The sequence below is a fragment of the Chitinophaga sp. genome (assembly GCF_036569185.1).
Lineage (GTDB): Bacteria > Bacteroidota > Bacteroidia > Chitinophagales > Chitinophagaceae > Chitinophaga.
Genome location: NZ_DATCRD010000215.1, coordinates 1 through 12,342, shown reverse-complemented (window position 1 = coordinate 12,342; position 12,342 = coordinate 1). Strand labels below are relative to the sequence as shown.

Sequence of the window (12,342 nt, the reverse complement as noted above, 5' to 3'; positions counted from 1 at the left end):
GAGGTCTTTCACCGCCGTCTTCTTTATCGAAGCTGCGGCTGCGTTCCGGTCGTTCGCCATCTTTTCTGAAAGCACTGAAAGCGCGTTCGTTGTCCGGTTTATCTTTCCCTTCTTTGAAATCGTTATCGCTGTTGCGTTTGTAAGGCTTTTCGTCTTTATCAAATCGTTTACGGAAGCCTGGTTTTTCATCACGGCCAAAGGAGCGTTTATCATCGCTTTTTCCGAAGGAGCGCTTATCATCGCTTCTGCCGAAAGAGCGTTTCTCTTCATTCTTTTCGCCAAAGCGTTTGAAGGCGGGTTTATCTTCGCTGCTGCGTTTGCCGCGTTGAGGTTTATCATTTCCCAGGCTGTCGGTAGCGGGGCCTTTCCTGCGGGCCGGTCTGCCGTTGCTGTCGAAAGTGCGTTTGCGGAACGACGGTTTTTCATCACCGTTACGGGAGGAGGAACTGTCAGCGCCGCGGTTGTTATCTTTTGCAGATGCTCTTCCTGGCCTTTCGCCGTCAGCAGAAGAGCGGTTGCGGTTGCCTGCTGGTTTGTCGCTGTTACCAAATTTGTTATCCCTTGATGGACCAAACCCTTTTTTAGCAGGTTGTTTTTTCTTCATAAATTATTATTGATTGATGATCATCCGCAGATGATCAATAGGAATATTATTATTGTATCAGCCTTTATTGGCCAGTTGTCCGCATGCAGCGTCGATATCTTTACCACGACTGCGGCGTAATCTTGCATTTACACGGTTTTTTGCAAGATATTCCATGAATTCTTCAGCAGTCTGGGCATCCGGCTTCTGGAACCTGGCCATATCGATCGGGTTGTATTCGATAATATTTACCAGGTCGGCAGGTACCTGCCTGTATATTTTAATCAGCTCATCAGCATCCTGTTTTGAGTCGTTAAAATCTTTGAAGAGGATATATTCAAAAGAGATTTCGTTTTCTGTAGCCTTATAGAAGTAGTTCAGTGCATCAATCAGTTCCTTCAGGCTGTTGGAATCGTTGATAGGCATGATCTCACTGCGTTTTTTGTCGTTGGCAGCGTGTAAAGACAATGCCAGGTTAAAACGCACTTTATCGTCGCCCAGCTGCCGGATCATTTTGGCTACGCCCGCAGTAGAAACGGTAATACGCTTTGGCGACATGCCCAGTCCATCGGGAGAAGTGATCCGCTCAATTGCCTGCAGCACATTCCTGTAGTTAAGCAGGGGCTCACCCATACCCATGAATACAATGTTGCTCAGTTTTTTACCGGACGATTCCAGGGCTTGTTTATTGATGAGGGCTACTTCATCATAAATTTCATCGTAATCGAGGTTACGTTTACGGTCCATATAGCCGGTAGCGCAGAACTTGCAGCTCAGGCTGCATCCCACCTGCGATGACACACAAGCGGTTTGCCGGGTATCAGTAGGAATCAGCACGCCTTCCACCAGGTGATTATCATGCAGGCGGAAACGGCTCTTGATGGTGCCGTCATTGCTTTGCTGTATGGCGTCTACCTTAACAGCCGGAAGGGTAAAATGCTCCGTTAATTTTTGTCTTAATTCTTTGGAGAGGTTGGTCATTGCCTCAAAGCTATCGGCATGCCGTAGCCAGAGCCATTCGTATACCTGTTTTGCACGGAAAGGCTTTTCGCCTATTGATCCGAAATATTCCTGTAAAGCCGGTAAACTTAGGTGCCGGATGTTTTTATTGTCAGACTTCATTATCATTATTTGAGCCACTGGCTGCCTTACGGCAGTCGGAAAGTAACTGCAAAGATAAGTAATATTGGCGTACTGACAGAATGACCTTTAAAAACAAGTGCCACAGCCGTTTTCAGCTGTGGCACCCGCTTTTGGTAGTGTATCCGGTTACTTCATCCAGATGGCGGCAAAATGGGAGGAGTTATCATATCCCTGTATCCTGAATAGCCGGTATCCCTGGGCGCTGAGATCGGTGAATTTAGCCTGGTAGTCGGCCGGCGACATATTCATATAAGAATAATATGCCTTGTTCCTGGGCCACCAGAGCCCGCCTACATTATTCTGGCTTCCATTCTCCTCAATATTTACATTAACGGTCATAAGCCCGGCCTTATTCAACTCATCAAATTTTTTAACAAAGTCATTAGCATTCATGCCGTAATACATGTAAAACCCGCCGGGATTGCTGCTGCCAAATACCCCCGCGTGGTAACGTTTTCCACCCACATAATACACTACGTGCTCGGTTACGCGCATTTTCTGTTGTTCCACAAAGGTTTTCCATTTGGCGGCATATACCTCATCGGTAGCATTGTGCACGGCAGCAAAGCTTTCATTGCCTCTTTGCTGCCAGATGGCGGTGAACAGGGGATTTCCTGCATTATCGCTGGTAACAGAGATCTGCCGGGGGATATATCCCTTTCCATAGTACTCGTCGAAATACTGTTGGTATTGGGTGCTGTTCATGTTAATGCGGCAGTACCAGGCGCTGGGTAGTCCATGCTGGAATGAGCCGGAGGCCAGGTACTGGTTACCTGATTTATGTACGCTCAGCGTTTGCAGCGCCATGCCCATGCCTGTGTAGTAGCCCCAGTATTGGGTGATATATTGCACGGGCACATTATGGAAAGATGGATAGAAAGGTGCAAAGAACCGGTTAAACCCACCACTGGCGCCTATTTCATAGCAGGAGCTATTGCTGCTTTCGGAAGTGGCATACACGCCATAGGGATCTACTTCCATCCAGTCGGCGCCGGCGCCCGGGCTTTTTATCCAAAGCATGAAGTGGAGGTGGTTATTGGCCGTATTAGGATTGGTGGGCGTACCATCCTGGTTAAGTCCCCAGCCGGCGCCGCCAAAGCCCGTGTTCCCGGCCCAAGCAATTTGCTGACCTGCATATACATTATCGCCCGCCTTTACTTTCAGCTTTTGTGCATTGGTACCCCACAGTAATTGTGAAGGGTTGGGCAGATTAGCGAATTTTTTATACTTGGTATCACGGGCGTCTTTATCATTGGGATCTTTTACATTGATCACTTTCGCGTTGGCCACGTCATGATCAAACCCATCCCGGAGATGGAAGTAACCGGTGCGGTAGGTGGTGCCATCTGCCGCTTTATGCTCTATGATCACCACATTCCCAAAAAACGGGTCCCACATAGCGGTAACCACTTTCCCCGCAGCGGAGGCATACACGCCGAAAGTAGGATCTATACCAGGGCCATAGGCATCGCTGGTTTTAAGGAAATCGACCGAACCGTGACCGCTGCCGTTATCATATTTCCAGGCGCCTGCCGGGTATACCTTGCTGTTGGTATATGGAAGGAAGAACGGTACTTTGGGCGACAGGCTCTGTGCAAAAGTGCGGGCATCGTTTTCATCACTGAATACCGCTGCAGGAGAGGCGTACAGGAAGTTTTTGCCGGCTACTTCATCTTTAATGGAATAGCTGCAGCAGCCGATGGTTACAGTAGGAGGCGTACAATACGTTACAGCATTGGCTTTCTTTAAGGTGATCACTTTATCGGGCAACAGCTGCAGGTTATCAATACTGATTTGCCGTGTGTTGTTGTCGGCCGCCAGGTTCCATTTAGGTGCTGCCCGGAGGTTTCTTACGTTTACGGCGCTACGGGGAGTTGCCACCTGCCTGGAAGGTTCCGGGCCTTCCATTATTTTGGCCGTGGGCTTAATGGGTCTGTACAGAAGTTCGGAAAGATTTGCTTCATTTTCTCCTGCGGGTTGCTGAGCTTTCACAGTTACAGGTGTGATGCCGAGCAAACAGGTTGCCAGCCACACCAGGCTTCTTAGGTGTTTCATTTTGGGGTTATTTTTTGATACAATTAATGACAGCCGCAAAACTAGTCCTGGTGATGGGAGCAGTCAAGCGACAATTCCTGAAAGGCGGAAATAGGATTATATCTGGCGGTTTTTGTGAATTTCTGTATAACAGGGGTGAAAGTCCTTCCTTCTACCGGCCGCAACACATCTGTATGCAACCGCTCTAATTTACCTCTGTAGATGAAAATCCTTCCTTCTACCGGCCGCAACACTAACTCATAAAAGCAGAAGGGGCTGAACATCCCTGTCTTCCATCCGGTTGCCCCCGTTAGTTTTATTGGTTGAGTTGGCGGGATGTGTTTTATTTGCATATAAACCAAAACAACCACATGCAAGTTGCATATATTGTAGATGCGGTGCGTACGCCCATAGGCCGTTATGGGGGCGCATTAAGTATGGTACGCCCGGACGATCTGCTGGCGCTGCTGCTCAAGGCGCTGATGGAAAGAAATCCTTCTCTTGATCCTGCCGTAATAGAAGATGTAATTGCCGGCGCAGCCAACCAGGCCGGTGAAGACAACCGGAATGTGGCGCGTATGGCGGCTTTGCTGGCGGGACTGCCGGTAACGGTAGCTGGTAATACCGTAAATCGTTTATGCGCTTCCGGTATGCAGGCTATTATGGATGCCTCACGAGCTATCATGTGCGGGGAAGGCGATGTGTACCTGGCCGGCGGCGTGGAAAGCATGACCCGGGCGCCTTTTGTGATGAGCAAATCCGACGGGGCTTTCAGCCGAAAAACAGAGATGTATGATTCCACTATCGGCTGGCGGTTTACCAATAAAAAACTGGCGGATATGTATTATCCGTTTTCTATGGGCGAAACCGCAGAAAATGTAGCTAATCAATGGAAGATAGGCAGGGAGGAGCAGGATCTTTTTGCATTGAGGAGCCAAACCCTTTACAGGCAGGCCCTGGAAGCGGGTAAATGGCAGGATGAAATTATCCCGGTACCCATCACGCCAAATAAAGAAGAGCAGGTTATTTTTTCAAAAGATGAGCATCCCCGCGATACTACGCTGGAAAAGCTTTCCGGCTTGCGTCCGGCTTTTGCAAAAGGGGGCTCCGTTACAGCGGGTAATTCTTCCGGTATTAACGATGGCGCTGCGGCCGTATTAATTGTATCTGAAAAGGCGCTGAAGCAGTTTGATCTTCAGCCGCTGGCGCAAATAAAAAGTATGGCGGTAGCGGGAGTGGATCCTTCCATTATGGGAATAGGCCCCGTGCCGGCCTCCAGGAAGGCTTTACAACGCGCCGGCATCACGGCAGATCAACTGCACCTGGCTGAACTGAATGAAGCTTTTGCTGCACAGTCGCTCGCCTGTATGCGCGACCTGGCATTAAACCCCGATATCGTAAATGTAAACGGTGGCGCCATTGCCATTGGTCACCCGTTGGGTTGCAGCGGCGCGCGCATTACCGCCACGCTGCTCCATGAAATGAAACGGAGGGAAGGCGCTAAATACGGATTGGCCACCATGTGCGTGGGCGTGGGGCAGGGGGCTGCCATGGTGTTTGAGCGGATCTGAGCGGAGAGGATCGCCTTCGGCGATCATGCGGATGTTGTCTGACTCAGGATTATGATGATTTTGCTGATTACCTTAATTTTATTTTTGGATTTAAAGATGATTTTAAAGGGCTTGGAGGATATAAGCGGGTATTCGTCGCTTTTATCTCCCCAAATCCTTTAAAATCCAAAGTAATCAAATCAGGGTAATCAGCAAAATCATCATAATCCTGAGTCAGACAAATTCCCCTAAAATAGCGAGCGGTCGGACATTACATCCGGCCGCTCGTTGCTGGCAAGCAAAAAAAAGGGTTCCTCATAGACAGATTTGTTTCTCCGTCATCATTTTACGGAGATTGATCAGACCATAACGCATCCGACCCAATGCGGTATTGATACTCACTTGCGTGAGATCGGCAATTTCTTTAAAACTTAATTCTGCATAGTGACGCAGGATAATTACTTCCCGTTGCTCTTCCGGCAGCATGTCCAGCATTCTGCGAACGCGGTCGTGACTCTGACGGGTAATCAGTTTCTCTTCTGCACAACTGTCGCTGAAGCCCAACACATCAAAGATGTCTTTGTCGTCCCCGGTCCTGATCATCGGTGTCCGCTTGATCTTACGGAAATGATCTACACAAAGGTTATGCGCAATACGCATGGCCCAGGGTAAAAACTTTCCCTTTTCAGTATAACGTTCAGCCCTGATGGTGTCAATAATTTTAATGAAGGTGTCCTGGAAAATATCTTCCGCAAGGAAGGAATCTTTAACCAGTAACAGAATAGAAGTGAACACCTTATCTTTATGACGGTGAACCAACTCTTCTAATGCGGAAGAATGCCCCTTTTTAAAGAGGGTAATCAACTGCTCATCGCACAATTTGTACATTACTTGCATAAACTTCTACAACTAGGCGGGTTAGTAAATAATTAGATTTTACAGCCAGTTTGGTTGTTTTAATTAAGTAGAGTTTAGGCGATATTGAACAGTTTTAGTTAAAGATGATTTTTGGAAAATCCAGCGAGATAGATCTGGTCCTATGCAAATATAGAAGATTAGTTCAATAAAACAAATAATAAAAATAGCTTTCCGCGCATAGGTATTAGCTTTTAGCGTATTAAAGACATCTGTAAAAAGTGACCCGCCGAGCTAACATCTTTTCCCTTAAATTTGTTCTGTCATGGCAACAAAAGTAAAGAAACAAACAAGTATAATTGATCCTCAGGAAGTTAGCCCACAGGACCAGATTTTCATAAAAGGAGCCAGGGTACACAATCTTAAGAATGTAAGCGTCTCCATTCCCCGCAGCAAACTGGTAGTTGTTACCGGTGTGTCCGGTTCAGGTAAATCCTCCCTTACAATGGATACCCTGTATGCAGAAGGGCAACGCAGGTACGCTGAAAGCTTAAGCTCTTACGCCCGCCAGTTCCTTATGCGGATGAACAAACCCGATGTGGATTACATCAAGGGAATTTGTCCCGCTATCGCAATTGAGCAGAAAGTGATCACCCGCACGCCCCGGTCTACCGTGGGATCTATGACGGAAATCTATGACTATCTGCGGTTATTGTATGGAAGAATAGGTAAAACCTATTCCCCTATCTCCGGAAAACTGGTAAAAAAGCATGAAGTAAGTGACGTGGTGGATTATATCACGAATCTGAAAAATGGCACTAAAGTGTTACTGCTCGCGCCTTTCCGCAGGCATGCGAAAAGGGACGTGAAAGAAGAGCTGAACATCCTGGTACAGAAAGGGTTTTCCCGTTTATACGTTCCCGGTAGCGAAGGCACTGGCTTATTACGTATAGAGGAGCTGCTGGAACAAAAGAAAATAGCTGTTCCCGATAACGCCTGGGTGCTTATAGACCGCCTGGTAGCAAAAGATTTTGAGGAAGATGATAAACATCGTATAGCAGATAGCGTACAAACCGCGTTTTACGAAAGCGAGGGCGATTGCTATGTGGAAACCGATGGTAAAGAGATGCAGCATTTTGCCAACCGTTTCGAACTGGATGGTATCCAGTTTGAAGAGCCGGTACCCAACCTGTTCTCATTCAACAACCCATACGGCGCATGCCCTACCTGTGAAGGCTTTGGACAGGTGCTGGGTATTGACGCCGACCTGGTGATCCCCGATAAACGGTTAAGCGTTTTTGAAGGCGCCATAGCGCCATGGCGGGGAGAAAAAATGGGTGAATACAAAGAGGCGCTCATTAAAACCGCCCGTAAATTTGGCTTCCCCGTTCATAAACCTATCGCGGAACTTACGGATGAGCAGGTGAAGCTGCTGTGGACAGGCAACGAGCACTTCTACGGGCTGAACGAGTTCTTTAAAATGGTAGAGCAAAACCTGTACAAGGTGCAGTACCGTGTATTGCAGGCCCGGTACCGCGGACGCACTGTATGCCCGGATTGTGGAGGCGGACGTTTACGCAAGGAAGCGCTGTACATAAAAGTGGGCGATCGTAATATCGCAGAGCTGGTGGATATGCCGGTATCGGACCTGAAACAATGGTTCGATGGCCTGCAGCTGAATGAGTTTGAACAACAGATCGGGAAACGTATCCTTATAGAAATCAATCACCGGATCAAAACATTACTGGATGTGGGATTAGGATACCTCACCCTGAACCGTGTGGCCAATACCCTCAGTGGTGGCGAAAGCCAGCGCATCCAGCTTACCCGCACACTCGGGAGTAACCTCACCAATTCCATGTACATCCTCGATGAGCCCAGTATAGGCTTGCATGCACGCGATACGCACCGTTTGATTGCCGTGCTGAAAGAACTGCGCGACCTTGGAAACACCGTAGTGGTAGTGGAGCACGATGAGCAGATGATGGAGGAAGCAGATTATATCATTGATATGGGCCCACTGGCCAGCCACCTGGGAGGAGAAGTGATTTTTGAAGGCACCTATCAGCAGATATTAAAAGACAGTAAAAGTCTTACCGGCAAATACCTCAGCGGCCAATACACCATCGACCCACCGGCAAAGGTCCGTAAATGGAAAAAAGCCATTACCGTTGAAGGCGCCCGGCAGCATAACCTGAAAGATATTACCGTTGATTTTCCACTACAGGTATTAACCGTGATCAGTGGCGTGAGCGGATCCGGTAAAACCACGCTGGTAAAACAAATCCTGTATCCGGCACTGATGAAGCTGAAAGGCGAGTTTGCAGAAAGAGTGGGTAATCACAAAGCGCTTAAAGGCGCGCTGGACGACGTTACACAGGTGGAAATGATTGACCAGAACCCCATCGGTAAATCGTCGCGCTCCAACCCCGTTACCTACATCAAAGCATACGATGAGATCCGGGATCTTTATGCCCGGCAGCCATTGAGTAAGATGCGCGGCTTCCAGCCAAAGCATTTTTCCTTTAACGTGGATGGCGGTCGCTGCGATGCATGTAAAGGAGAAGGGGAAGTGATCGTGGAAATGCAGTTCCTGGCCGATGTACATCTCACCTGCGAAAGCTGTGGCGGCAAACGTTTTAAAGATGAAGTACTGGAAGTGACCTATAAAGGGAAAAATATTTACGAAGTACTGGAAATGGGGGTAGATGAGGCACTGGACTTTTTCAAAGATGAAAAAGATGTATGCAACAAAATACGTCCTTTGAGCAGCGTGGGGTTAGGTTATGTAAAACTTGGCCAAAGCAGTGATACACTGAGTGGTGGCGAGGCACAGCGTGTAAAGCTGGCTTCTTTCCTGGGTAAGGGAAAAGCACAGGGGCATATCCTGTTTATTTTCGATGAGCCCACAACCGGTCTGCATTTTCATGATATCAAGAAGTTGCTGGACTCATTTAACGCCCTTATCGAACAAGGCCACACAGTACTGGTGATTGAACATAACCTGGATGTGATCAGGAGTGCCGACTGGGTAATTGACCTTGGGCCTGAAGGAGGCGCCGGTGGCGGTAATCTTCTGTATGCAGGAGTACCAGAGGGGTTGAAAAAAGTAAAGGAAAGTTATACCGGGAAATTCCTTAAATAAGTGATGAAACTTAAAAGCCATTGCCTGTTGCATTTGCAGCAGGCAATGGCTTTTTTAATACAGTTGATATTCCGGCCTTATCGCAGCCTGTCGAGGGATTTAATCAGTTTCTCATCTTTATAAATACCTCTTGCAGCAAGGAATAAGAGTATAATGATAACAATAGGTAAAAAAGATGCCGGCAAATAAGAGGCTGTGGTAATGGAAACACCGCCGCTATTCAATTTATTCGCTGTTTGCTGCACCACGTAATATTGATATGCCAGCGCTCCGAAACCAAAAAGAATGTTAAATATGGTTAACCTGAACTGAAGTTTACGTTTCTTAAAAAGGAAGATAGTGACCAGGGCCAGCAGGATGATAACGACGTACAGTACAAACAGGAGATAGTTGCTGGAGGCGTTTACAGATTGTTTTACGCCATTGGAAAGGGTGGCTCTCCACAGATCGAATGAGAGAGCAGCAGCGCCTGCGGCGGCAGCCAATAGCAGATAGAGACTCTGGATGCGTTGTATCATGATATTTACGAATGTTTAACACTGTAAAAGTAAGTAAATTTAATGGTTAGCATGCTTAATAATGAAGGTATATCCCACTATTTGGGTGGATGGCCTTAATTCAATACTTCGTATATTGCACGCCCAATAACAATCTTATATTTATATGGCAAAGAAACTGAATAAGCAGGATGCGTTGGATTATCATGCAAAGGGCAGGCCGGGCAAAATAGAAGTCATACCTACGAAAGACACAAAATCACAATGGGATCTCTCCCTTGCTTACTCCCCCGGAGTGGCAGAACCGTGTAAAGAAATTTTCAATGATGTAGAAAACGTTTACAAATATACCGCGAAAGGCAACCTGGTGGGTGTTATCAGTAATGGTACCGCTGTATTGGGCCTGGGAGATATAGGCCCTGAGGCCGGCAAACCGGTAATGGAAGGGAAAGCGGTGTTGTTCAAAATATTTGCTGATATTGACGTATTTGATATAGAACTGGATGCAAAGGACCCGGATACCTTTGTGGCTGCTGTAAAGGCGCTGGAACCTACTTTCGGTGGGATCAACCTGGAAGATATCAAAAGCCCTGAGTGCTTTGAAATTGAAGACAGGCTCAGGAAAGAACTGAAAATCCCGATCATGCATGACGACCAGCATGGTACGGCTATTATTTCTTCCGCAGCATTGCTGAATGCGCTGGAGCTGGTAAAAAAGAAAATAGAGAAAGTAAAGATAGTGGTGAATGGCGCGGGAGCCGCTGCCATGGCTTGTGTGAAACTGTATGTAGCGCTGGGCGCCAAACCGGAAAACTTTATCATGTTTGATAAAGACGGGGTGTTGAACAAAGACCGCCAGGATCTGTCCGACAGGCATAAACAATTCACCACCAATACCAAAATTAAAACCCTGGCAGAAGCCCTGAAAGGTGCGGATGTGTTCCTGGGGCTGTCTGTTGGCAACGTGGTAACGGCGGAAATGATCAAGAGCATGGCTAAAAGCCCCATCGTGTTTGCGATGGCGAACCCGGACCCGGAAATCGCTTACGAAACGGCTATTTCAGCACGCCCGGATATTATTATGGCTACCGGCCGCTCCGATTATCCCAACCAGGTGAACAATGTACTGGGTTTCCCTTACATCTTTCGCGGTGCGCTTGACGTGAGGGCTACGCAGATCAACGAGGCCATGAAGCTGGCTGCAGTGCGGGCCCTGGCCGATATGGCAAAATCGCCGGTACCAGATATTGTGAACCTTGCCTATAATGAAAGGAATCTCTTTTTCGGACCTAAATATATTATTCCCAAGCCCCTGGATCCCCGCCTGCTTAGCACGGTAGCCCCTGCAGTAGCCAGGGCGGCCATGGAAAGTGGTGTGGCACATAAACCTATCACCGATTGGGAAGCCTACAGGAATGAACTGAATCACCGCCTGGGACTGGATAATCAGCTCTTCAGGATCATTGGTACCAAAGCCCGTCGTGATCCGAGGAAGGTGGTGTTTGCGGAGGCCGATAACCTGAAAGTACTGAAAGCAGCACAGGTAGTGAACGACGAAGGTATTGCCTACCCGATCCTGCTGGGTAACGAAGCGCGTATCCGTGAGCTGATGCTGGAAAATGCCATCGAGATCGATAACGTAGTGATCATAGACCCGAAGAGCGAAGAGATGAAGGAAATGCGTCATCGCTTTGGAGACCTGTTCTTCAAGAAACGCCAGCGTAAGGGACTGAATCTTTATGAAGCGCGCAAAATTATGCGGGAACGTAACTACTTCGGTTGTATGATGGTGGAAACAGGAGAAGCAGATGCATTGATTTCCGGGTTAACCCGCAAATACCCTGATACCATCCGCCCGGCGCTGCAGGTAATAGGTATGGAAGATGGGGCAAAGCGTGTAGCCGGTATGTATATCATCCAAACCAAACGCGGGCCTTTATTCCTTGCAGATACCACTGTAAACTTTAACCCTACAGCCGAAGAGATTGCCGATATCACCATGATGGTGGCAAAGGAAGTAAAGCATTTTAACCTGACGCCGCGCATTGCCATGCTTTCCTATTCCAACTTTGGCAGCAGCCAGACGCCCGAAGCGCAAATAATGAGCAAGGCCCGTGAAATTGTGAAGCAACGCGACCCATCCCTCATTGTAGATGGTGAAATCCAGGCCGCCATGGCTTTTAATAAAGAAATACTGAGAGATAATTACCCGTTTACGGAATTACTGGAAGAAGAAGTAAATACACTCATCTTCCCTAACCTGGCCGCTGGTAATATCGCTTATAACCTGCTGCAGGAAGTAGCCGGATTTGATGCCATTGGCCCCATCCTGTTGGGAATGAAAAAGCCGGTGCACATTCTCCAGCTGGGAAGTACAGTAAGACAAATTGTGAACATGGTGAACATTGCCGTGGTAGACGCCCAGGAAAAATGCTGCCGTGAAACAAAAGACAGCAAGGTGAAGAAGAAAAAGAAGTAATCGCCTTCGGCGATGCGAATTTTGTCTGACTCAGGATTAAACTGATTACGCTGATT

At 47.7% G+C, this 12,342-nt stretch carries 8 protein-coding genes; 3 read left to right on the top strand and 5 right to left on the bottom strand.

What is annotated here, in order from left to right; all coding sequences use genetic code 11:
• The 3 genes from VIM72_RS16315 to VIM72_RS16305 form a co-directional block, all read right to left on the bottom strand.
• Positions 1-604, bottom strand: a 604-nt coding sequence (locus VIM72_RS16315) for a hypothetical protein (protein ID WP_332003890.1), incomplete at its 3' end; no start/stop codon positions are given.
• A 57-nt stretch (positions 605-661) separates the two neighbouring features.
• Positions 662-1,705 (bottom strand): 23S rRNA (adenine(2503)-C(2))-methyltransferase RlmN, encoded by a 1,044-nt coding sequence (gene rlmN, locus VIM72_RS16310; protein WP_332003889.1) that lies wholly within the window; start codon positions 1,703-1,705, stop codon positions 662-664.
• A gap of 147 nt (positions 1,706-1,852) precedes the next feature.
• Positions 1,853-3,781: a hypothetical protein gene (locus tag VIM72_RS16305; RefSeq protein WP_332003888.1), complete on the bottom strand. Its 1,929-nt coding sequence runs from the start codon at positions 3,779-3,781 to the stop codon at positions 1,853-1,855.
• Positions 3,782-4,131: 350 nt separating this feature from the next.
• On the opposite strand from VIM72_RS16305, the gene VIM72_RS16300 reads away from it, so the two are divergent.
• Positions 4,132-5,331, top strand: a complete 1,200-nt coding sequence (locus VIM72_RS16300; RefSeq protein WP_332003887.1) for an acetyl-CoA C-acyltransferase — start codon at positions 4,132-4,134, stop codon at positions 5,329-5,331.
• Between the two features lie 294 nt (positions 5,332-5,625).
• On the opposite strand, the gene VIM72_RS16295 is transcribed toward VIM72_RS16300, so the two are convergent.
• Positions 5,626-6,207: an RNA polymerase sigma factor gene (locus VIM72_RS16295; RefSeq protein ID WP_235015960.1), complete on the bottom strand. Its 582-nt coding sequence runs from the start codon at positions 6,205-6,207 to the stop codon at positions 5,626-5,628.
• Positions 6,208-6,490: 283 nt separating this feature from the next.
• Here VIM72_RS16295 and uvrA point away from each other — a divergent pair, with 283 nt between their 5' ends.
• The gene (gene uvrA / locus VIM72_RS16290) at positions 6,491-9,310 is read left to right on the top strand and encodes an excinuclease ABC subunit UvrA (RefSeq protein ID WP_332003886.1); all 2,820 of its coding nucleotides are present in this window, start codon (positions 6,491-6,493) and stop codon (positions 9,308-9,310) included.
• A 77-nt stretch (positions 9,311-9,387) separates the two neighbouring features.
• On the opposite strand, the gene VIM72_RS16285 is transcribed toward uvrA, so the two are convergent.
• The gene (locus VIM72_RS16285) at positions 9,388-9,828 is read right to left on the bottom strand and encodes a DUF4293 domain-containing protein (RefSeq protein WP_332003885.1); all 441 of its coding nucleotides are present in this window, start codon (positions 9,826-9,828) and stop codon (positions 9,388-9,390) included.
• A gap of 145 nt (positions 9,829-9,973) precedes the next feature.
• On the opposite strand from VIM72_RS16285, the gene VIM72_RS32495 reads away from it, so the two are divergent.
• A complete protein-coding gene (locus VIM72_RS32495) occupies positions 9,974-12,286 on the top strand; it encodes an NADP-dependent malic enzyme (protein ID WP_332003884.1) in 2,313 nt (770 codons plus the stop codon).
• Positions 12,287-12,342: the final 56 nt, after the last annotated feature.

Excerpts from the sequence above, each read along its gene's own strand:
- rlmN (WP_332003889.1), bottom strand. The coding sequence starts at position 1,705 with ATGAAGTCTGACAATAAAAACATCCGGCACCTAAGTTTACCGGCTTTA.
- VIM72_RS16295 (WP_235015960.1), bottom strand. The coding sequence starts at position 6,207 with ATGCAAGTAATGTACAAATTGTGCGATGAGCAGTTGATTACCCTCTTT.
- uvrA (WP_332003886.1), top strand. The coding sequence starts at position 6,491 with ATGGCAACAAAAGTAAAGAAACAAACAAGTATAATTGATCCTCAGGAA.
- VIM72_RS16300 (WP_332003887.1), top strand. The coding sequence starts at position 4,132 with ATGCAAGTTGCATATATTGTAGATGCGGTGCGTACGCCCATAGGCCGT.
- VIM72_RS16305 (WP_332003888.1), bottom strand. The coding sequence starts at position 3,781 with ATGAAACACCTAAGAAGCCTGGTGTGGCTGGCAACCTGTTTGCTCGGC.
- VIM72_RS32495 (WP_332003884.1), top strand. The coding sequence starts at position 9,974 with ATGGCAAAGAAACTGAATAAGCAGGATGCGTTGGATTATCATGCAAAG.
- VIM72_RS16285 (WP_332003885.1), bottom strand. The coding sequence starts at position 9,828 with ATGATACAACGCATCCAGAGTCTCTATCTGCTATTGGCTGCCGCCGCA.